Source organism: unidentified bacterial endosymbiont (genome assembly GCF_918797525.1).
Lineage (GTDB): Bacteria > Pseudomonadota > Gammaproteobacteria > Enterobacterales > Enterobacteriaceae > Enterobacter.
Genome location: NZ_OU963893.1, coordinates 4,234,496 through 4,257,277, shown reverse-complemented (window position 1 = coordinate 4,257,277; position 22,782 = coordinate 4,234,496). Strand labels below are relative to the sequence as shown.

Here is a 22,782-nt window from a genome sequence, read left to right as displayed (position 1 = left end):
GCATGAGAAAGGCGGCGAACCGTCGCGATCGTGGGGCGAAAACCACCATTATCCGGCGTCAAATCAAAAAGAATCACGGTGGGCATCACGGCGGCGCGTGGAAGGTTGCGTTCGCTGACTTTACGCTGGCGATGATGGCGCTTTTCATGACGCTGTGGATTGTGAACAGCGTCAGCAAATCCGATCGCGAAAACATCGTGGCGGCGCTACATGGTCAGTCGATTTTCAAAGGCGGCGGGCTGGGATCGCTGAACAAAATTGGCAAAGATCCGATACTGCCGGGCGCGAAGGGGAAAAACGGCGGCCGTATTCTGCCTGAGAATGCAGCCACGCCGAAAGAGGTGGCGAAAGTCAGCGAGGAGACGGCGAAAAAGGCCCAGGACGTGAATCAGAAAACGGCGCAACTGAAGAAAAAATCGGCGACCGAACTCGGCGAGCTGGCGACCAGCATTGAGTCTATTGCCCGTAAGGCGCACATGGAAACGAACCTTGAGATGGAGATTGTTCCTCAGGGGCTGCGCGTGCTGATCAAAGACGACCAGAACCGCAACATGTTTGAGCGCGGCAGCGCCAGGATCACGCCATTCTTCCGCTCGCTGCTGAATGAGCTCGCGCCGGTATTTGATTCGCTGGACAACAAAATCATCATTACCGGCCATACTGATGCAATGGCGTATAAAAACAATATTTATAACAACTGGAACCTCTCGGGTGACAGGGCGCTGTCGGCGCGCCGGGTACTGGAGCTGGCGGGGATGCCGGAGGATAAGGTGATGCAGGTCAGTGCGATGGCGGATCAGATGCTGCTTGATGCCGATCATCCGGAAAGCGCGGGCAACCGCCGCATTGAGATTATGGTCCTGACCCGGAGCGCCTCTGACACGCTATATCAATATTTTGGCCAGCACGGAGAGAAAGTTGTCCGGCCGCTGGTGGACAAAATCGATAAGCAGCAACAGATTATCTCTCAGCGGCACAGCCTGGTTAACAGGTAAAAACGCTTCGCTTGCGCGGGCCTGGCCACCCGCGCGCCTCATCGTATAAAACCCGCGCCTGCGGTCAGCTCCTGCAGCGTTTTGTGCGCGGCTTGCTGTGTCCAATCGGATTGTTCTGACCTTTCTTAGCACAATATAAAAAAAACGTTTTCCTGACATTTTATCCGGCATTTTTCTCAGTATATTCCTGTTGTATTTCTTGCTTGATATTGCAATTTTATTGGTATTAATTAGCCATATAAACTTAATTCTGAAATATATATAAGAATTATCCTCCGCAATGTAAATTCGCGATTTGATTTTTGCTCAAAATAGCAACGTGCGAATGTTGCCAATTGAAAAAAAGCCGTTAGAATGACCTTCAAATGGAAGTTATTAGGTTTCACTACATCTCCGGTGAAGTGCAGCATAACAGGCATTGGCGTAAGTATTTATATGTCGATGCCGGTGCAATTCCCCATGCTTATGACGGATATTTATGACTGGCGACATTTTCCGGGACGGAAAATGCATTCACCTGGCGCGGCATAACGTTAATGCTGTCAGTTCAGGTGCAGATAATGCGGTGCCAGCAAGTTCAAAACTATGTTCAATACTAACTCTACAATTCTGAATTAGACACAACAGGGAGCAAAGGAGGTTTATTCGTCAAGGGAAATGAGAGGGTGGTTTAGAGTAGTGATGTTACGTTTCAACATGAATATAATTATTCCGTTATAAGAGTAGCTTATTATGAATAGTAAAAAAAATAGCACTTCGCGCTTCGAAATGAAGTGGCATCCGGTTGCGGCTGCGGTTCTGTTAGCGCTGCCCATCGTTACGCAGGCCGCTGACATCAGTATGAAAAATGGTGTTGTCGGCGCCGCGAACAACGTACCGGTTATTAATATCAATACCGCCAACGATAAAGGTCTTTCCCATAACGTTTACGATAAGCTCAACGTTGATAAGAATGGCCTGATCTTTAATAACAGCGCGACCGGCGCGAACACTACGCTTGGCGGTAACATTCAAGGTAACAGCAACCTGGCCTCCGGCACGGCGAAAGTCATTCTTAACGAAGTGACCTCTAAAAATACTACCGCCATCAACGGGATGATGGAGATTGCAGGCGATAAAGCTGATTTGATTATCGCCAACCCTAACGGCATCACGGTGAACGGCGGAGGGACGATTAACGCCGGAAAACTGACGCTGACGACCGGTACGCCCGACATTCAAAACGGCGAAGTGGCAGGCTACTCCGTTAAAGGCGGCAGCATCACGCTGGGCCAATTGAACACCACCAGCCCGACCGAGATTCTGGCGCGTAACGTGGTGGTCAACGACAAGGTGACGGCTGGCGAACTGAACGTGGTGGCGGGCAATAACTACGTTAACTCCGCAGGCCAGGTGACGGGTACCGTTACTGCAACGGGTTCACGCAATACCAACAGCATTGACGTGGCCGCCCTTGGCGGTATGTACGCGAAAAAAATCAACCTTGTCAGTACTGAAAACGGCGTTGGCGTGCGCAACCTGGGCCTGATTTCGGCTGGTGTGGACGGGGTGAACATTGACTCGAAGGGCCAGTTGCTGAACAGCAACGCGCGCATTGAAACCTCTGGTCAGATAAATATTAAGACCAACGGCGCACTTAACAACACCACGGGGGCCATTGCTTCCACAGGGTCTATTGCACTGGATACCAACAAAAATAATCTGGTGAATACCCGCGCGGGCAATATTTCCACCTCCGGCGATCTATACATCAACAGCGGTGCTATTGATAACACCAACGGTAAACTGGCCTCTGCTGGCACGCTGGCGGTTGATACCAATAACGCTACTCTGACCAACTCAGGAAAAGGGACCACCGTCGGTATCGAAGCGGGTATCGTGGCGTTGAAAACCGGCACCCTGAATAACCGCAACGGTCAAATCAAAGGTGGCTATGTCGGCCTGGAGTCTAGCGTCATTAACAACAACAGCGGGTTAGTTGATTCTCTCGGTAATGTGGATGTCGTCAGTGCCGGGAACGTCGATAACACCAAAGGCTTGCTCCGTTCTGCCGGGGGTTACACCAAAATTTCCGCTAAAGGAACCCTGAACAACGGTACGACCAAAACGGCGGATACGTCCAGCAATGACTCTTTAGGGATTATTGCCGAGAAGGGCGTGCAGATTGCGGCGAATAGCATCAATAACAACGGTGGGCAGATGGCGTCGAATGGCGATATCTCCCTGGAAAGTAACGGTGCCATTGATAACTACGCGGGTAAGCTGAACTCGTCTGCCAAAGTGATTGCGAAAGGGAGTTCCCTGCGTAACGACAACGGCGGCCTCTCGGGTAAAGGCGGTATCAGCGTATCGACGACGGGCAATATCACCAACTACATTGGTGTTTTCAGCTCTGAAGAGGGTGACGTCGCGTTGGGAGCCAATGCCGTAAATAATTACGGTGGCTTTATGATGGGGCAGAATATTGATATCAACGCCAACGCTGAGGTGAATAATAACACCGCGATGATCGTGGCGAATAAAACCCTGACCGTCAATGCCAAAAACAACATTGATAACCGTAACGGTAATAACTTCGGTAGCGCATTTGGCCTCTACTTCGGCATGCCTCAGCAGACGGGGGGAATGATCGGTAAAGAGGGGGTTTCCCTTACCGGGAACCACATCTATAACAATACCAGCCGCATTATTGCCGAGAATGGCCCGCTGACTCTGCAGGCCAAAGGGAATATTGATAATACCCGCGCATTACTGGTGAGTGGGGCAGATACTCGCCTCAAATCCGGTGGCGTGTTCTATAATAACTACGCGACAACCTATGCTGCGGGCAACCTGAATATTGATTCCGTTTCGCTGGAGAACTATAGCAGTGGCACGTTAATTGATAACAACGCGACGGGTATTATTGCCACAGACAAAGATCTGGTTCTGAATGTTAATAACAACGTCAATAACTACGGCTGGATCAGTAGCCTGGGCGATGCGACAGTTAACATTCTTAAAGGCGTGTTCTATAACCGTAATACGCTGGCTGCCGAAAAATCGTTGACTCTCAGCGCGCTGAATGGCGTGGAAAACTTCAAAGATATCTCTGCGGCCGGAGGCGATCTTACGATTACCACCCAGCGCCATGTCACCAACAACAGTAACAGTAATATGGTGGGGGATAACGTCACCATCACTGCGGTTAATGACATTAATAACCGGGGTAATATTGTAGGCCAATCAGACCTGATCGTGAAAACGAACGGTAATCTGAATAATAACCTCACCATGAGGGGCGAGGCCGATGTCTCCATCAGCGCCAACAGCATTAACAACAATAATGCGACCCTTAAAGCGAACGGCGATATGACGCTGGCGACGACCGCAAACGTTAGTAACAACCGCGGAAATATCACCGCCGTAACGGGCGATCTCAGCCTTGTCTCAGCGAAAGGCAATCTGGATAATACCTGGGGAATGTTGACCAGCGGTGCCAATGCGATCATCAACGCTGCCGGTGTGTTTTACAACAACTATGCCACGACCTGGAGCGCGGGTAACCTGGACATCACGGCAGGTACGCTCTACAACGCCAGCAATGGGAGCATGGCAAATAACACCGCGACGGGGGTAATTGCATCAGATAAGAACCTGACGCTGAATGTGGATAACAGCTTCACCAACTATGGCTGGATCAGCAGCAAAGACGCGCTGAATATCAATGTTCAGAAAGGTGTGCTCTATAACCGTAATACGCTCTCTGCAGACAATGCGCTGGCAATTAATGCTCTCAATGGGGTTGAAAACTTCCAGGACATTGTTGCGGGAACACGCCTTAACATCGATACGCAAAAACATGTCACCAACAACACGAAAAGCAATATTCTTGCGCAGAATATCGTGATTAATGCTGTTAAAGACATTAATAACCGCGGCAATATTGTGGGTGATTATACCCTGACGGCAAAAACGTCCGGCAATCTCTATAACTACCTCAACATGCTCAGCTATGGCGTGGCGGCCGTCACGGCGAATAACGTGACCAATAGCGGCAAAGACGCGGTATTAGGTGGGTTAACGGGCATGGAATTAAACGCCAATAAAGTCACCAATACCGGGACAGTTGTCGGTATTTAATTTTTAAGCCGTAACAAAAGGCAGTAGCTATCTTCTGTTAACACCAGGTCAGGATGAGACCCTGCTGCCTTTTTTTGAGAAAGTAAATGGAATTACGATTCAAAATCTTGTCGCTGTCATTATTGTTGGTGGGTTCCTGTAGCTACGCTGAGGATGATATTAATCAGCTTATCAAGCAGCAACATAATGCCGATTTAAGTGCATTTAAAGAACAGAAAGTGCAACGCCAGGATGTCTATTCCAGTACCGATCGAAAAGTTTTCAAACTGGACGACCTGCCAGAAGAGGAAAACTGCTTTAGGATTAATACGCTGAAGCTTGAAAACGATTTTCTGAGGCATAAAACCGACCAGGCAGTTAAAAAGGAGATCCTGGGGCGTTGTGTCGGGAGTAGTGGCGTAGTGAAAATTACTACCGCGTTGCAGGATTATTATATCAATGCTGGATATATCACCACCCGCATTACTCTGCCATCACAAAATATCGCTTCTGGTACTCTGACGCTTAACGTTGAGGCGGGGAGAATCGAAAAAGTCCTTGTTGAGGCCGATGATGTAAACCCGTGGATATTGCCGTTTAAGCAAGAGGATATCCTTAATATTCGCGATATTGAACAGGGGCTGGAGAACCTGCAGCAGGTACCGAACGCCAATGTAAAAATTAATATCGAACCCGGTACCCGGCATGGCTACAGCACGGTGCGCATCTCTACCGATCGCAGCAAAAACTGGAACCTGAGAGCGAGCTACAGTAATTGGGGTGACAAACAGACAGGGCGATACCTGACCTCGGTGGTGGGCTATTTATACAACACGGCGCAACTGAGTGACCTGTTTTATCTGGCCGGAACACGCAGCACAACGGGGCAGTACGAGAGTGTGAGTGGTTACTACGCGCTTCCTGTGGGTTACTGGAACTATTCGGTTTTCTATAGCAGCAGCACGTCACGCCAGACCATTCCGCTTAATTATACCGCCGTGGAGTATGTCGGTAAGAGTGATTACTTGAGCGCAAAAGCCGCGCGTACCTTATACCGGGATAAAACCCGTAAAGTGATCAGTAATGCTGAGCTCATCCGTCGCAAATCCGGGTATAAAATTGACGGTCAGGAACTGGTATTGCAAAAACGCAATATGGATAACATCAGGCTGGGCGTTAACTATAAACAGCAACTGAATAACGCTTACTGGGATTCAACATTGTCATGGCAGCGTTTTGTCACCTGGTTTGGTGCTGAAAAAACACCGGATATGGTGTATGGCGATGTCAGCCCGGTGAGCCAGATTTTTAATCTGGAGAGCAGTTATTCGCGCCAGCTTGGAAAGCGTATTTTTAGCACGACTTTTTATGCTCAATACGCGCCGCGAGATCTCACATTACAGGATCAAATGACCCTGGGAGAGCGCTGGAACGTGCGTGGGTTTGAAAATAGCGTTGGCCTGAACGGGAACAGCGGTTATTACCTGCAAAATACGCTCTATTATCCGCTGGATAGTATTAATGCCAATTATTATGTTGGGTTCGACATCGGGCAGATAAAAAAGGACAGCGTATATGGCGATGAGTTTCTCGCCGGATCCGCGGTGGGGTTACAGGGCAATGTAAAAAATCTGACCTGGGATACCTCCCTGTCCGCACCCGTTAAATATCCGGGCCGCATGGATGTCGATAAGCTTAACGTTAACTTCAATATTTCATATCAGCTATAACAAGGATGAAAACCAGTATGCGCATCGGTACGGATATCGTTGAGGTAACGCGAATTAATCGGGCGATAGATAACGGAAAAATTGATTTTTTGTCCCGGGTCTATAGCGGACAAGAATTGATAAAGATAAACCTTGATGACCCAAACGTTGAACGTGCGGCCGGTTTCTGGGCGGCAAAAGAGGCGGCGGTAAAGGCCCTCGGGTGTGGTTTTCGCCATGGTATTACTTTTCATGATGTCGAAGTGACGCACGACGATTACGGTTGCCCACAGTTTAATTTCAGCGAACGGATAAAAGGTTTGCTAATGGAAAAAGGGCTCGCTAACCACTCGCTGACTATTTCACATTGCCAGACTCATGCGATAGCGATTGTCATCCTTTATTAATCAAATTATTTGTGAATGATATGTATCAATATAACGACCTTAAGCAAAAATCGGTTCTGGTGACCGGCGCCAGCGGGGATATTGGCCTGGCGATCTGCGCGACGTTTCTGGAGCAGGCGTGTGATGTCTATGCCCTGTACAAATCCAATGCCGCGCCCTTAGCCGAGTTAAAAGCGCACCATCCGGCAGGGGGCAAACTTTCGCTCATCCCGTGCGATCTTGCCGATCCGCAGGACGTTGTTGCGCTCTGTGCGCATCTGACAGAAAAAGCCGGAAAGCTCGACGTTCTGGTGAATAACGCCGGAGTGGTAAAAGATAGCCTGTTTGCCTCGATGACCTTCGCGGATTTTAGCCAGGTGATGGATATCAACATGCTCAGCACCTTCCGCCTGACTAAAGAGGCGCTGATGCTGCTTCGCTCAGCCGAAAGCCCGGCGATTATAAATGTCGCCTCCATTGCTGCCCTTATTCCGAGCACAGGACAGGCGAATTACAGTGCTTCTAAAGGCGCGCTCCTCGGTTTTACCCGCACGCTGGCTGCAGAACTCGCCGTATACGGTATTCGCGTGAACGCCGTTGCGCCGGGAATGATTGAATCAAAAATGGTAAAGAAAGTGTCCCGTACAGTGGTGCGCAGTGTCACTAACACCATTCCGCTGCGTCGCCTGGGCAAATGCGAGGAAGTGGCGAACGCCATCGTTTATTTAAGCTCTTCTGCTTCCAGCTATATCGTCGGTCAAACCATCGTTATCGATGGCGGCCTGGTTATGCGGTGATCTATGTCCAAATACGTTATTCCCTCAAAGATCTTTCTGGAAATGGGCGGCTGGCGTCAGCCTCTGTTGATGGTCGATCGTATTGACGATTTTAAATACGGCGAGCATGGTTTTGTGAAGGTGACGAAACACATCGCCTATAACGAGCCTTACCTGCAAGGGCATTTCCCTGACGACCCGATTATGCCAGGGGTCATTATTGCCGAAATATTTGGTCAGGCCAGCGAGTATCTCTCATTTCTAACCGATATTTGCGATATCTATCAGGCCCGGTTTAACGACGCGCTGACGTCGCTGCGCGACATTCATGCCCATATTGCGACGGACGAGATGCTGGCGATTATTCGTGCGCGGCGTGCCCAGGTACGCGGCGTGCTGGCAGCGCAAAACCTGAAGTTTAAGGATATCGCGTACCCTGGTGACTCCCTGGAAGTCACGAGCAAGTTAGCCTTTTCTGATGCCAACGGCTTCAAACACTATTCCGTATCGGCGCACGTAGGCAAAAGGCTGATAAGCCACGGCACCATTATTAATTACCGTGAAACAACACACCCTCTGTGAGAGAAAAAACCATGTCAACAATGAAAGAAACGATTCAACAACGCAGGGAAGTGCTGCGTACCATCAAACAGGAAATTATCCAGCGTTTAAATATCCAGCGTGAGGAGTCACAGATTGACGATGACACTGCGCTGTTTGGCAACGGGTTAAAACTCGATTCCGTCGACGCCACTGAAATTGTGGTGATGTTGGATAAAGTGTTCGGCATTAAAGTCGGTGAAAGCGATGACCCTTCTTATATGAGAAGTATCAACAGCCTTGCCACCTTTATTCTTCAAAAACTGAATGCCTAATTAAATATTTCACTGACAGGATCACGTTATGACGTCTTTGTACGATCTGCATTTGCAGCACAACGCGGTGATGCGTGTTTATAACAATCACTCTGTACCCTCAGCCTATCATGACCCGATGGTAGAATATAAAGCCGTACGCGAAAACGCACTGCTCGTGGATTATTCACATATGTCCATTATTAGCGTGATGGGTGATGATGCCTGGGCCCTGGTGAATTATCTGGTCTCTGCCGATGTCTCTATTATTCGTGACGAACAGGCGATCTACTCGCTGGTTCTGAATGAAGACGGCACCATTCGCGGTGATGTCTACGTCCTCTGTTCTTCCGAGGGGTATTACATCCTGTCGGAGAACCTTTCCGCCGATGAGCTGATGGCTAACCTGACGGCGCTGCTGGAGAAAGCAGACGAACTCGATATTCAGGAACACCCTGAAATCAGCGACATGCGAGAACAACGCTGGGGGGCCATTCTGCTCGAAGGTCCGTACGCCTGGGAGCTGATGGCGGAAATTCACGGCTTCGATGTGATTGGCCTGCCTTATCACGAGTACATGAATATCGATGATGAACTGATGGTGCTCCGCTGCGGTAAACACGGTGAATTTGCCTATATGGTTATCGGCGATGAAGAGAAATTGCTTGAACAGTGGCAGCAGTTGCAGCGCTTAGGCGGTAAATATCATCTGCAGACCGGCGGTCTGGACTATCAGAAAATAGTGCGTATCGAGAACCCGGGCTGGGATGCGAGCCTGCTCGCCAGTTACAGCCTCAACCCTGTAGAACTGCAGATGCAGTGGGCCGTTCAGTACGATAAAGAAGGGTTTGTTGGTCAGGAGGCAGTGCAGGCGCTGTCGCAACAAGCCGGTATGCGTAAGTTGATTGGCATGATTGCCGAACAACCGTGTTCAGGAATCGCGGCAGGCGACAGCGTGCTGGTTGACGGCCAGGTCATCGGAAGCGTGGTGAATGCCGTCTTCTCCCCGGCGCTACAGTGCTTTGTTGCCCTGGCGCTGCTGGAAAGCGACTATGCCTGGTCTGATATTGCGGGTTATACCCTTCAAACCGATACCGAAACGGTGGTCGCGAGAACCAAGAGTATGCCGTTTATTTATAACCTGAGCATGCTGGTTAATCCAACTGAACACAGTTTTGTTGATGCGTCAAAAGCGAAAAGCGCATTGTAATTTATTCCTTAAAAAACAGCCTATGGTAATAAACGGGGGCAATGCCGCCTGTTTACCAGGGAGACTGTTTTATTATCTGTACACGGCGGTACGGTGATTTATGAAAACAAACAGGAAACGCGTAGTTATTACCGGAATGGGCATTTTATCTTCTCTGGCTGATAACCTTCAGGATTTTAAAGACGCTTTAGTGAATAAGCGAAACGGTGTAGCTAACAGTAAACGCTTTTCAACATGGTTTGAGAATGCCAGAGCGGCTGAAGTACTGCACGAGGTAGATTATTCAGAACTCCCGGACGAGGTGATTGACTCACTCGATAATGCGGCGCTGTGGGCCTGGAAAGTGGGCAAAGATGCGTTACGCCAGGCGGGCCTGGTCGATAACAAGGCCAACCTCAAAGAGACCGGCCTGATTGTTGGCGTCTCTTCTGCCGGTACAGAGGCCTTTTTACCGCTGTTTGAGCAACGCCTCGGCGATTTTTCCCTGCGTAAAGCGCTGTTTTCAGGTGGCTTTTCCTCCTGCTGTTCCAGCGTTTCGACCTTGCTGGGGTTGCAGGGCGGCGTCGAGCTGGTCGCCACCGCCTGTACCGCCAGCCCAAATGCGGTTGGCATGGCTTTTGACTACATCCAGAACGGCAAAAACAAAACGATGCTGGCGGTCGGCACAGAACCTATCTACCTGCCGACCTTCGCCGGATTTTACGCGCTGAATGTTATGCACCCGCAGGCCTGTACGCCGTTTTCGGGCCAGTCCGGTATGTCGATTGGCGAAGGCGCGGGCGCGCTGGTGCTGGAGGACTATGATCACGCCGTGGCGCGTGGCGCGACCATTTACGGCGAAATCCTCTCTTATGCCACATCCTGCGATGCCTTCCATGAGACCGGGCCAGACCCGCGCGCCAGCGGTGCCGTGCAGGTGATGCTAAAAGCCATGGAAAACGCGGGTATCACCCCGGATCAGATTGACTACGTGAATGCCCACGGGACCGGGACCGAAGCCAACGACCGTATCGAAACGCTGGCGATGAAAAAAGTCTTTGCGGGCCACGCGATGCCGCCGGTGAGCTCGACCAAATCCTACTTTGGTCACAACATCGGCGCCGCAGGCATTGTCGAGCTCATCGCCTGTCTGGTGACACTGCCTGACAACCGCATTTTGCCGACCCTGAACTTCACTACTGCTCGTCCTAACTGCGATCTGGACTATGTGCCTAATACGTTCCGCGAGCAGAAGATTAATATCTTCATGAAGAACAACTACGCTTTCGGCGGGAATAACTGCAGCATGATCGTGAGTATGGAGCCTTGTTCCGTACCGGTCAGCAGTTTTGAGCAGAAACGCGTCGCCATTACCGGGACCGGCGCGGTTTCTGCTATAGGACACACCATCAATGAGATTCTGGATGGTGTCTGGAAGCGCAATCATAGCGTGGCTTTGGGTGACGTCACCTTCCCGCAGGACACCCTCGAGGAGGCGAAAGCGCTGCTGACGGTTCTGGAAGAGACCCATCAGTTTGAATCGCTGTTCGGCGATGCCTTCAGCCTCGATTCCGCTGCACGCCCGGAAGATAACGCACAGTTTAAAACCTTCCAGGTGACCGACCTCGAGCCACGCAAACACCTGCGCCGTTTCGACCCGCGTAAAGCGACCCGTGGCGGCACCTTTGCCTTAATAGCCCTTTGTGAGGCGCTGGAACAGGCGAAGCGCAAAATCAAGCGTGATGGCGACGCGCTGGGCCTGGTGATGGGGATGTCCAGCGGCCCGCAGGAGACCACCTACAAATACCTACAAAGCCTGAAGCCCGATCCGCGCAAGGTCAGGACCTCAGAATTTCCTGGCTCGCTGATGAACGCGATCCCCACCTTCTGCGGAATTTCCGAAGGGATCAAGGGCTACACCACCACGCTTGCCACCGGCGAGAACGCGGCGTTGGGGGCATTGACCTACGGCTACGAAATTGTGCGCCAAAACCTGCAGCCGCAGGTGCTGGTGGGCGGCGCGGATGAGTATTTCCCGTCGATGTCGATGTATATGAACGCGGTGACGCAAAAACTGCACATGACTTCCCGGGCGGATGATTATCAGATCTACGGCAAGGCGTCGAAAGGCTACGTACCGGGTGAAGGCGCCTGCATGCTGCTGCTGGAAGATCCGCAGCGCGCGCAAGCGCGCGGGGCGGAGGTGCTGGCGGAGGTCGCCGGGTACGGTAAAGCCTGCAGTAATAGCTACTTTGATGCATCAATGCACGCTGAAAAATCGTCATCGATGGCACTCGCTATTGCCCGCGCGCTGGCCGATGCCGGTATTGAGGCGCAGGACATTGACCTTGTGTGCGGCACCAGCAACGGCAGCGCCGACTGCTCGCGCATTGAAATCGATGCTATCTACGCAACCTTTGCCGGGGAAAAACCAGATGTGCCTGTCGTGAACTATAACGCCTGCTTTGGTTTTGTCGCATCCTGCGCGGGTTTGCTGAATCTGATGGTCATTATTGACTGCTTTAAAAAGCAAGCTGTTCCCGCTATTCCGCATACCCTGGCGTTCTTTGATTCACGCATCAACTTTGTGCGTGAACCGCTGCAACTGGCGCTCAGACACGTATTACTCGTAGGGGCGACGGAAGGTGGGAATTATTACGCGTTTGTGATTAAAGGATAATATTGTGGACAATGCCGCTATCATTTCAGGGTTCAGTTCCTGTTTACCCTTTGCCAAAGACAGCCCTCAGCTTATTCACAACCTGAAGCGGGGAATGCGTGTGGAAAAAAAGGGTTGGTTCAGGTCTGACGATGAGGCCATAACGTGTGGATTTAGCGGGAATAAACTGGTAGCCACGCTGGATCATACGGATGATAGCGCAGTAGACCTGCTCTTTCGCCTGATCGACGACGCGCTCGGCCAGGCAGAGCTGGATGCGCACTGTCTGGCCGGGGCCAACGTGCGGGTTTATTTGACCGGTCTCGGCCCACGGGTCGACGGTATGGCATATAAAAGCTTCTATAACAAAAATGATATTGAAGATATTCATCTGTCAAAATCATTAATGAAGTTGCACGTTGAGAATATGTCGCAGGATCGTCTGGCAGGCCACCTTGCCCGTCAATACCGGCTGCGCTATTTACCCCCGAATATGAACTGCACCAGCAATTCATCGTTGACGGCGGTACATTTTGGCTGTCAGGCCATTGAGCATAACGGTGTCGATCTGGTGCTGGTGGTGAACAGTTCCAAAATTAAAACCCAGGATCTCTGGTTTCTTACTACCCAGTCGATGTTGGATAGTGATCTTGTACAGCCCTTTGGCGAGCACAGTAAAGGGGTATTGTTTGCGGAAGGGTTTAGCGTGCTGCTGCTCGAAAGCGCCCGCCACCGCCGCGCGCGCCAGCACAACGGTGGAATACGTTTACAAAGTACCTATATGCAGATCGGCTCGGGAAGAAGCAATGACAGTTCATGGCTCAGTACCAGTATCGTGAAAGTGATGCAGCAGGCGATGCAAAAAGCGCAACTCAGTGCAGAACAACTGTGTGCGATTATTCCTCACGGGAACGGTTCTTCCGTTAGTGATAAAGCCGAAGCGAAAGCCATCGCGATATTTAGCGAAGGGCGCTGTATTCCCGTTCTCGCCTACAAAGGCCAGATAGGCTATACCTCTACCGGCTCGGGTATTATTGATTTAATTATCGGGCATCACACGCTCTCCCGACGAGAAATTATTTCTCCCGTCGGCAATGACGCCATTATTAATACCGTTGCGCAGCAAGTGTGGGTTAATCGCGAGGTCACAAACCCTACCCAATCTCATCTCCTGAAAATGGGGATCGGCGTGGATGGTTCGGTTATTGGTGTGGTGATGTCTGATAGTCATTCAGGGCGGTAGACGAACATGGAAGGTCATATGTATTTATCGTCATTTTCGATTGTTGAGCCAGAAGCGCCATTTTATTTCTATCAGCCAAGCTGGCTCAATGCCTGGGAGGCGCACTTATATAACAAGGGGCTATACGCTTCCCACGCAAACGGCTGGGGGCTGAAACGCTTTGGCACCGAGCCTGGACTATATGCTGGAGAGATGATCCGAAATCCTCAGTATCAAAAATACCTTGAGGCGATGGAACAGTCTGCGGATGAAGCCCTGCTGGCGATGCCCGCCAGGGAGCGCATGAGATTACTGAAACGCCGGACGGCGTTTATCTATGTTGATTCATGGGGCGAGTCGGGGCCGTTTGAGAATATTGCCAGCGCTCTGCATATTTCGACAATAGATACACTGCCAAAGAACCTGGTCAAACGCTTCGCCGTTAACGGGCCCACCTGCAAAATTCGCGGTGAAAAGCAGGCTTTTATGCAGGCTATCTCTCTGGCGCAAGATTACCTGAGCTGGGATGTTTTTGATTTTGTTGTGATCTGTGCCGCGTACCGGGCTATCCCAATCCTGGTATTTTCTGACGAGGACCGCCCTCTGTCACGCAGAGAAAAACAGCGTGGCAAAGCCGATAAAGTCAATTTAACCGTCGAACGTACCGGCTGCTTTATTTTCAGCCGTCAGGAAAGCGCGATAAAGGTCAGCGGCGGACAGTATCAGATGACGCAAACGCTGCAGAATACCCGAGAGGCTGGACGCATTGCTTTTGCCGGCTTACGCACCGAGCTGCTGCAGCGTTCAGCGCTGCCTGAAGAAAAGTGCCTCAACCTGGTAGAGACCTACGGCGCCAGTGGCTGTCTGACGCCTGCACTGAGCTTCGCGTGGATAAAGCAGCACGCCTCTGCAACAGAAAATATCAGAACCGTCGTTGCGGATAATGTGTTGGGTTACAGCTATTTCGACATCGATTATTGCAAGGATTAACGACAACGCTATGAGCAATATAATCAAAGAGCTGCCCATGCTCTCGTTAAATAATATCTATAAGCACTATGGCGAGGGTGACGGCAAAGTCGATGCATTAAAAAATATCAGCCTGGACGTCGCTAAAGGTGACTTCCTGGCCCTGTGCGGGCCATCCGGCAGTGGTAAAAGCACGCTGCTGAATATTTTGTCCGGGATTGATAAACCCAGCGGCGGTACCGTGCTGTTGCTGAATAAATTGCTCAATAACCTGAGTGAAGAGCAGCTATCGACGATCCGCGGGAAGCATTTAGGGTTTATCTTTCAGTTTTTTAATTTAATCCCTGTGCTGAACGTCTTTGATAACGTCTATTTCCCCCTGGTATTAAACGGGCACATCAGTAAACGCGAGGCCAAAGCCCGGGCGCTGCAGTTTATTGACAGCGTCGGCCTGGCCGCATTTACGGCGCGTAAGCCGGGACAGCTTTCCGGCGGGCAACAGCAGCGGGTAGCCATTGCCAGAGCGCTGGCGCACGCACCGCAGATTGTCATCGCCGATGAACCTACCGGTAATCTCGACCTGGCAACGGGGGAGGCCATTGTGGATCTGCTGCTGAAAATTAATCAGGAGACCCAGACCACGTTTATTATCTCTACGCACTCGAGCCAGCTAAAAGCACGCGCAAGGCGGGTGGTTGAAATTAAAGATGGAGTATTAGTCCATGATTCGCAACGGTAATTTTTTTCTGCTGTGCGCTTGTGCGTTGTACCTGCTGTGGGGCGCACCCGTCAGGGCGTCGACTTACCCGGTGGCTGAACAGGTCATTCAACACGGGTTTCCGGCCCAGCCAGGCGCGTTGGCTGAGGTCACTCAGGCGCTATTTACTGAATACCGCAGCACTAACAACCCCCTTTCGCTGGTGTTTTACGCCTACGGCATGCTCCGCCAGGCCGATCGTTTTCTGGCGACCAACGATCTCATTCGGGCGTCAGAATACGCTAAAACCGGCTTTTTCTACCTTGATGAGGCCGTCGAGTTACATGAAGACAACCCGAGAGTGCGCTATTTGCGCGCACGGGTGGATGCATGGCTGGCCTCTGATTTAGGGCGTTGCGTGATAACGCTCAACGATACCGCTGCGCTGTTAAATACCCCTTCGGCGTTCAGCGTTGGACTGGTAGCGCATATTAAAGGGATGCGTTATCGCGCGCTGCTCAGTTGTAAACAGCCACAGCAGGCGAAAACATTGCTAACGGAAATTCAAAAACAGGATCCCGACGCGGCTGCGGCGCTGGAATCAGGTAGCGCACCGGAATGGGATATACACGAAGTCACTCAGATATTGTTACCACTGGTGAAAGGGAAATAAATGATCTGGCAAATGGTTTTAGCCACTGTGGTTGTTATCGGCATTCTACTTTTTGTTCTGTGGTGCGCATGCTATCGCACGCGGGACGTGAAGTTTGCATTTTTAAATCTTTTTCGCCACAAGCGGCGATCGTTTTCTACCCTTGCCGCAATTATGCTGGGAGGGATATCGATATTTCTGTACGGCGGTTTTATCGATTACTCATTCTGGATCCTGAAAGAGCAAACCATTCGCACCAACATTGGGCATATTCAGATCTACAAAAATAACTATTTTGAGACCTCGAATAAAAATAATAGCCTTATTGATGATTATCAGGCGTTAAAAGAGGCGATCCTCAGCGAACCGGAACTGGCGAAGCATATTTCCACCCTCTCCGGACAGTTGGAGTTCTCCGGGGTGATCTCCCAGTACGAGAGCGAAACCTCGAGCTATTTTTCTGCGCTGGGCGTGGAGCCATTACCGGCATTAAAGCTGGGCGCGTTTGATAAGCTCATTTCCGGCAGCGACCTTTCGCGGGTAAAAACCAATGAAATTACCCTCGGCAGCGGACTGGCGAAAACGCTCAATGCCCATTACGACGACTGGCTCGACGTACTGGTGGTTAACGCCCATGGCGGGCAAGGAGCATTATCCCTCAAGCTGCGCGGCGTATTTCAGTCTGGCATTAAAGATTACGATGATGTCGCAATGAAAATCCCGCTTGATACTGCGCAACGTATGATGGGGACCGACGGCGTGAACAAAATCCTGATCCTGCTTAATGAGGATGATACGTCAGCCTTCTGCGACAGGCTACGTCAGTTTATTTCCCAACACAACCTGCCGCTGATCGTGAAGGAGTGGAAAGAGGTCTCGCTGTTTTATCAGCAGGTTGAAGGGTTACTCTCCGGGATCTATTTCTTTATTAAGCTCATCGTCAGCCTGATTGTCATCTTTATGATTGGCAATGCCATGATGATGAATATTATTGAGCGCACCCGGGAAATTACCACGCTCAGAGCGATTGGTTTAAAACCGTTGCACGTCACGCGACTTTTTTTATTAGAGGGTATTTTCATCGGCATGATAGGGGCTGCCGGAAGCCTTGCGGTCGGTTACGCCATTGCGACGGTCATTAATCTTCAGGGAATTGCCATGCCAGCGTCACCGGGGCAATCCCAGGGATATACGGCATTTATTAAAACGGATAGCCTGGCGCTTAACTGGATAACGCTGGTACTGCCCATATTAACGGCAACCGGCGCCTCGGTACTGCCCGCCCTGCGTGCCTCGCGGTTGACTATTTCGGATGCGTTTAAATTCTCGTAAGGAAGCGATATGTTGAGCAAGGTTCGTACCACGCTACTGTTATGTTTATCTGTTTTTTCGAGCCTGGCTTATTCCTCGCCTGTGGATGAAAACGCGCTGGAGATAATCAGGCGGGCTGATGAGGTTCGCTCCCCGAATAAGCCTTTCCGCTATACCCTGACGATTAACGAATATCAGGCTGGCGAGACGCAGCCTAAAAATAAACAGATCCTTGATGTTTCCATGCGCTTTATTAAGCCGGATGGCGATACAAAAGCGGATGCGCGTTCTCTGGCGCGGTTAATCTATCCGCCGCGGGACAGAGGTAAAGTGCTGTTCTCGGACGGATATGCGCTGTGGTTCTATACGCCAGAACTGCGCCGTCCCGTTCCGGTTTCGCCACAACAGCGGCTCATTGGGCAGATAGCCAATGGTGACGTGATTGTCACCAATTTTGAATACGCCTATCGCGCCGCCCTGCAGGGAGACGTCCCCTGTGGCGATAAAGTCTGTTATTCGCTGATGCTCGAACGCAAATCCGCCGAGGCAACCTGGCCAAAAATCCTCTATTACGTCGAGAAAGAGGGGGACAACCGTCCGTATAAGGCCGCGTATTACTCTCTGGATAATCAATTGTTTAAAGAGGTAACGTACCATGATTTCCAACCGGTGCTGGGCAAAATGCGCCCGACCAAAATTGTGGTTCAGGATACCCGCAACGGTAAACGGTATTCCGTGATGGAATACAGTGATATCCGCCTGGAATCACTGCCTGAATCCTGGTTCACCCGTGAGTCCATTATGCGAGGTGTGCAATGAAACAGGCGCTGGCGCGGATAACGCTGGCCCTGTCATGCGCGCCCTTCACTCTGCTGGCCGATTGCTTATCCGGGACTGATGTTGCACAAAATGCCACGGTGACGCTGTTTGAGCAGATGTCTTACGTCAAGAGGCAGACCTCGTTGTGGCAGATTGAGGGCAAAAACCCCTACACCCGAAACCATTTTTTTAACGATGCGGGGATCAACATTGCCAGCAATTGCGCGCTTGTCGACAACGTTCTGAACCTGGATTTCTCGCTCTACGGGCTGACCTGGTATGGCGCTCGCCCGTTAGGCACGTTTGAAGAGAGCGATCGCCGCTCACGGGCGATCCTCGAAAAATTGCGCGTGGTGTACAGCATCTCTGACCAGATGCAGCTTGAGATAGGTAAGCTCAAACCGAAGCCGGGACTCTTTTTCCTGCGCTCGCCTGCCGGTCTCATTAGCCAGTACTACGCAGGCTTCAAACCCACGCGTCTTTATGACCCTCAGCTGAGATCGGCGTATCAGACCTCCCCCTGGGCGGCAACCCTGTCGGCGGAGGATCGGGAGCAGGCGTTATCGCTGAGCGTCGTACCGAAGCTTTCGACGATTGATAAACGCTATCTCTCGTCCAGCGCCTGGTCTGATACCCAGCGTGGAAACAGCAGTGAAGCCTGGCTGTTGAGCTACTCATCGCATCAGTTTCGCGACCATACTCCTGGCGTACGTGTTCTGCTCGGGGATGCTCAGTCGCTGGCGTTTTCCGATAGCTTCACGTATACGCCTCAGGTGACCTTTAAAGGGGAAGTGGCGTTTCACCGCGGACAGCGCTGGCGACACCTCTCCGATCAAAAGCGGCAGGAACTGGAGCGCTATCAGTTTCCTTCCTCGCTCTACAGCGCAGAGGATAAGCCGGGCGTAGAGGTGGCTGCGGGAGGGGAATATACCACCGATAACTTCTCTCTTTACGGGCTGGAATATTATTTTCAGAGCGAAGGATATTCCCGATCGCAGTGGCAAAAGCAACGTGAACTGGTGCGCTTTCTCAATACCCGCACCGGCTTCGATCCGCTGGACAGGGGGTTCGATTCGTATAAATACCTCATGTCGTCTGAAATCAGTAATACCGGTAATAAAGGCATGTTGCAGGGGAAACATTATCTTAACGCCTGGGCCAGCCTGCAGGCGGGGGGGCAGATAAGGTTGCAGCCGTACCTGGTACTCAATCTTGTCGACACCAGTAGCCTGGCCGGCCTTCACGTCAGCACCCCGCTGAGCGCCGTAAGCAACAATCTCGAAGCCTTTAGCGGAATTTATGCCGCACTGGGCGGGGCAGAGTCTGAGTTCGCACTCTTTGGTGAAGCCGTCGGTATGTATGTTGGACTGAAATATTATTTATAAGGAGATAACGATGACGCTTAATAATACGCAACAGCCCGTGATACTGCTTTTTTCCGGACAGGGAAATCCAGAGATCGGAATGGGAAGCGACCTGTGGGATAGTCATGCCACAACCAAACGGATCTGGGATTGTGCCAGCGATATTTCCGGCTGGGATCTTCGCAGGCTTTGTCTGCGGGGTCCGATGAATAAGTTGATTCAAACGCCAGTACAGCAGATGGCGGTGACGGCCATTAATGTGTCGCTGTTCAGCCTGTGGCGGGAACGTTTCACCGGCATGCCGATTATCGGCTCCTGTGGGCATAGCGTGGGGGAATATAGCGCCCTCTATGCTGCCGGGGCATTCTCGCTGGAGACGCTGTTTCGCACGATCCATTTTCGCGCCAGCAATATGGATGCGGTAAGCAACGTTCATAAAGGTTCGATGCTGGCTCTCAAGGGCATTACACATACGCGGCTCGCAGAGACGATCGCCCGTTCGGAAATAGCGCTGGATATCAGCTGCGATAACACCCCGCTTCAGCAGGTGATTGGCGGCACGCCGTCCGCGCTAAAGGATTTCACCAGAATTTTGCTCAGTGACGGCTATAACCCGATTAAGCTCGGCGTGAGTGGCGCATGGCATACGCGCTTGATGGCGGAGGGCGTTCAGCCGATGCGCGATTTCCTGGCCGGGCAGCCCATCAGCACGCCGGAACATGAGGTGTTGATGAACGTGACGGCCCGGCCTGAATATGCTCATGAGCAAATCAAAGAAAATCTGGCGCTGCATTTGACCCATACGGTGAAATGGCGCGATACGCTGTCGTACTTTTTACATCACCACAGGCGGCCGCACGTTGTTGAAATGAGCAATAAACCCTATCTGGGCCAGATGCTGAATGATTTTCCCGGGGGGACAACGTCCCCTGTCCTTCACTGCAGAAAAGCACTCGAGATGTCACGGTAGCGCTATGATCCCTGATTATTTAACGTTTATTCGGTTTCAGGATAAAAGGAACCTTCTTTTTATCTATATTGTCACGCTGATCCTGCTGGGGTTTTACTGGAAAAATACCGGTTTCTCGTTCTCACCTAAGGATGCCTGGTGCGTGAGCGGAATTTTAGCCCTGGTGCTCTATGGGTTTATTGCCGATCTCAGGGCGTACTGGGCCTATAAATGCGTGGTCAAAAATGTTGATTTGAGCTGCTTTCTCAACGCTGAGAGCAAAGTAAGAAAAGGTTTTCTCTTTTCTCCCTTTACGGTTCTGGCGCTGGCCGCGCTGCTGTTTAGCGGGTTGAGCTGGGCGCTCCTTTCTCTTGTGCCGCCGGGCGTGGCGCTGGCCGCAATCGTGATTGTGGCCCCGCTGCTTATTTGGGGGATCGTTGCCCTGCTGCGCCCTGTTTATATAAAGCAGATCATTGCCAGCGCGAGAGATACTCTTAAATATAAGCGCCTTACCGGTTATCTGGCGGTGGCGGTTGTTATGTCCGTCATGATGAATTTACTGACCATCGCGCCGCTCGGAAACAGTGCAGAGTTCGATCTCTCCGGGCATTATTTTACGCTCAACGCGATTATCACCATGCTGATATTATGTGCGGTGGTGCTGGCGATAAATCTGCTGTTTTTACGTTTTACTAAACGCTATATCTTTCTTGGGCATCTGTTCATGAATGAGGTCGATCTTTATTTCTCGCAATCTATTCCGTGGCGTACGCTCAATGCAAAACCGCTGTGGCTGAGGCTGGCGCTTCTGCTGGTCATTGAGTTTGTATGGTTGGTATTGGTCGGGCTTGTGGTGACGCTGACAGGATGGTCGCTGTGGTTCGAAGCCTATTTCCTGCTCTGCTATGCGCCTTGTCTGGCCTATTACGCCCTGCATGCGAGGTGGAAATGGCACAACGATTTTATGATGTCATGCGATATGTGCCTTCGCTGGGATGAGATCAGAAGACAAACTGCGCTATGGTAAGCGGGTGAGAAGCCGTGGCGGTGCCTATTCTGGTTGAACAATATGCGCCTCAGGCTCTGCGACTTGATGCCCGCACCTGCAGCCTGCCCGCCAGCGTGACGTGGGTGACGACATCTTCCTGATGACACAGGTACTCCACCGCCAGCCGTCCCAGTTCGCTGTAAGGCAACTGAATGCTGGTCAACGGCGGGGTGAGCTGCTCGGAAATTTTCTGGTCGTCATAGCCTGCCAGCAGCATCTCCTGCGGGATGCGAACGCCGTTCGCCGCCAGAGCCTGGTAGCAACCAATCGCCAGCCAGTCGCTGGCGCAGAAGATGGCGTCCGGGCGTTCGGGCAGTTCCAGCAGGGCCGTGGTGGCTATAAAGGCTTCGCTGAACTGCCAGTTGGTCTGGCGCACCAGGCTCTCATCACAGGATAACCCCGCCTGTTGCAGCGCGGCCTGGTAGCCTGCCAGACGCTGGCGCGTGGCCTCCATCCAGCTTTCACCGGTGATATGAGCGATGCGCGTTGCCCCGCAGGCGATCAGGTGTTTCGTCACCTGAAAAGCGTTGGCGAAGTCGTCCGGAATAAACGACGCCAGTAGCGGCGAGCCGGGGTCGCGCTGGTTAAGCAGTACCAGCGGAATGCGGGTGCAGTCCTGAAAAGGCCTCATGTCGACAACGTTTGTCACCGAAGAGGCGAGAATAATCCCGATGCAGTTGCGCTTGTCCAGTTGGCGGATAATGTTCAGCGCCAGCTCCACGTTGTCGCCATAGTCGTAGACGGTGAGCAATGTTTCGTTGCGCCACGCGGCTTCTCGCGCCTGGCTGATGGCGTCGATAAACGGGTCGTAGCTTTGCAGGGAGCTCACCAGCAGGGCGATCTCCTCCTGGTTGCGCGGCGCGTGAACGGGCGGCAGGCGGTCGTATCCCAGTTCCGTCGCTATGTTGATGACCCGCTGGCGGGTGTCGTCGCTGAGCTTGATGTTACGTGACTGGTTGAGCACCAGCGATACCGTCGCCTGCGACACGCCCGCCGCCCGCGCGATATCGTTCATTGTCACTTTTGTTTTGCGCTTCATCCGTCCTCTCCCTCTCGCGTCTTCGCATCATACCCTAACCGCA

19 protein-coding genes are annotated in these 22,782 nt (G+C 51.6%); 18 read left to right on the top strand and 1 reads right to left on the bottom strand.

Features of this window, described 5'->3' with window-relative positions; translation table 11 throughout:
* Window positions 1–2 precede the first annotated feature (2 nt).
* The 18 genes from lafU to NL510_RS20270 all read left to right on the top strand — a co-directional run bounded on the left by lafU (window position 3) and on the right by NL510_RS20270 (window position 21,679).
* Entirely contained in the window at window positions 3–995 is a 993-nt protein-coding gene (gene lafU, locus NL510_RS20355; RefSeq protein ID WP_253379813.1) for a putative lateral flagellar export/assembly protein LafU, read from the top strand.
* Window positions 996–1,727: 732 nt separating this feature from the next.
* Entirely contained in the window at window positions 1,728–5,117 is a 3,390-nt protein-coding gene (locus NL510_RS20350) for a two-partner secretion domain-containing protein (protein WP_253379811.1), read from the top strand.
* Between the two features lie 86 nt (window positions 5,118–5,203).
* Window positions 5,204–6,826: a ShlB/FhaC/HecB family hemolysin secretion/activation protein gene (locus NL510_RS20345; protein ID WP_253379809.1), complete on the top strand. Its 1,623-nt coding sequence runs from the start codon at window positions 5,204–5,206 to the stop codon at window positions 6,824–6,826.
* A 17-nt stretch (window positions 6,827–6,843) separates the two neighbouring features.
* Entirely contained in the window at window positions 6,844–7,212 is a 369-nt protein-coding gene (gene acpS / locus NL510_RS20340) for a holo-ACP synthase (protein ID WP_253379807.1), read from the top strand.
* Window positions 7,213–7,232: 20 nt separating this feature from the next.
* Window positions 7,233–7,988 (top strand): SDR family NAD(P)-dependent oxidoreductase, encoded by a 756-nt coding sequence (locus NL510_RS20335; protein WP_253385040.1) that lies wholly within the window; start codon window positions 7,233–7,235, stop codon window positions 7,986–7,988.
* Window positions 7,989–7,991: 3 nt separating this feature from the next.
* On the top strand, window positions 7,992–8,549 hold the full coding sequence (locus NL510_RS20330; RefSeq protein WP_253379786.1) for a 3-hydroxyacyl-ACP dehydratase FabZ family protein: 558 nt from the start codon (window positions 7,992–7,994) through the stop codon (window positions 8,547–8,549).
* Between the two features lie 11 nt (window positions 8,550–8,560).
* Window positions 8,561–8,842, top strand: a complete 282-nt coding sequence (locus NL510_RS20325) for an acyl carrier protein (protein WP_253379784.1) — start codon at window positions 8,561–8,563, stop codon at window positions 8,840–8,842.
* A 28-nt stretch (window positions 8,843–8,870) separates the two neighbouring features.
* Window positions 8,871–10,031 (top strand): aminomethyl transferase family protein, encoded by a 1,161-nt coding sequence (locus NL510_RS20320; RefSeq protein ID WP_253379782.1) that lies wholly within the window; start codon window positions 8,871–8,873, stop codon window positions 10,029–10,031.
* A 100-nt stretch (window positions 10,032–10,131) separates the two neighbouring features.
* Window positions 10,132–12,690: a beta-ketoacyl-[acyl-carrier-protein] synthase family protein gene (locus NL510_RS20315; protein WP_253379780.1), complete on the top strand. Its 2,559-nt coding sequence runs from the start codon at window positions 10,132–10,134 to the stop codon at window positions 12,688–12,690.
* Between the two features lie 4 nt (window positions 12,691–12,694).
* The gene (locus NL510_RS20310) at window positions 12,695–13,912 is read left to right on the top strand and encodes a beta-ketoacyl synthase N-terminal-like domain-containing protein (RefSeq protein WP_253379778.1); all 1,218 of its coding nucleotides are present in this window, start codon (window positions 12,695–12,697) and stop codon (window positions 13,910–13,912) included.
* An 18-nt stretch (window positions 13,913–13,930) separates the two neighbouring features.
* A complete protein-coding gene (locus tag NL510_RS20305) occupies window positions 13,931–14,881 on the top strand; it encodes an ATP-binding protein (protein ID WP_253379776.1) in 951 nt (316 codons plus the stop codon).
* 10 nt (window positions 14,882–14,891) lie between these two features.
* A complete protein-coding gene (locus tag NL510_RS20300) occupies window positions 14,892–15,599 on the top strand; it encodes an ABC transporter ATP-binding protein (protein WP_253379773.1) in 708 nt (235 codons plus the stop codon).
* Window positions 15,583–16,230, top strand: a complete 648-nt coding sequence (locus tag NL510_RS20295; protein WP_253379771.1) for a hypothetical protein — start codon at window positions 15,583–15,585, stop codon at window positions 16,228–16,230. The genes NL510_RS20300 and NL510_RS20295 overlap by 17 nt, the downstream gene beginning before the upstream one ends.
* Window positions 16,231–17,541 carry an ABC transporter permease gene (locus tag NL510_RS20290; RefSeq protein WP_253379769.1) on the top strand — a complete coding sequence of 437 codons (1,311 nt, stop codon included), beginning with the start codon at window positions 16,231–16,233 and terminating at the stop codon, window positions 17,539–17,541.
* Window positions 17,542–17,550: 9 nt separating this feature from the next.
* Complete coding sequence (locus NL510_RS20285; RefSeq protein WP_253379767.1) at window positions 17,551–18,339, top strand: outer membrane lipoprotein-sorting protein; 789 nt, start codon at window positions 17,551–17,553, stop codon at window positions 18,337–18,339.
* On the top strand, window positions 18,336–19,724 hold the full coding sequence (locus NL510_RS20280; protein ID WP_253379764.1) for a hypothetical protein: 1,389 nt from the start codon (window positions 18,336–18,338) through the stop codon (window positions 19,722–19,724). The genes NL510_RS20285 and NL510_RS20280 overlap by 4 nt, the downstream gene beginning before the upstream one ends.
* A gap of 10 nt (window positions 19,725–19,734) precedes the next feature.
* Window positions 19,735–20,673, top strand: a complete 939-nt coding sequence (locus tag NL510_RS20275; protein WP_253379762.1) for an ACP S-malonyltransferase — start codon at window positions 19,735–19,737, stop codon at window positions 20,671–20,673.
* A gap of 4 nt (window positions 20,674–20,677) precedes the next feature.
* Complete coding sequence (locus NL510_RS20270) at window positions 20,678–21,679, top strand: YcdU family protein (RefSeq protein WP_253379760.1); 1,002 nt, start codon at window positions 20,678–20,680, stop codon at window positions 21,677–21,679.
* A 49-nt stretch (window positions 21,680–21,728) separates the two neighbouring features.
* On the opposite strand, the gene NL510_RS20265 is transcribed toward NL510_RS20270, so the two are convergent.
* Window positions 21,729–22,739 carry a LacI family DNA-binding transcriptional regulator gene (locus tag NL510_RS20265; protein ID WP_253379758.1) on the bottom strand — a complete coding sequence of 337 codons (1,011 nt, stop codon included), beginning with the start codon at window positions 22,737–22,739 and terminating at the stop codon, window positions 21,729–21,731.
* Window positions 22,740–22,782: the final 43 nt, after the last annotated feature.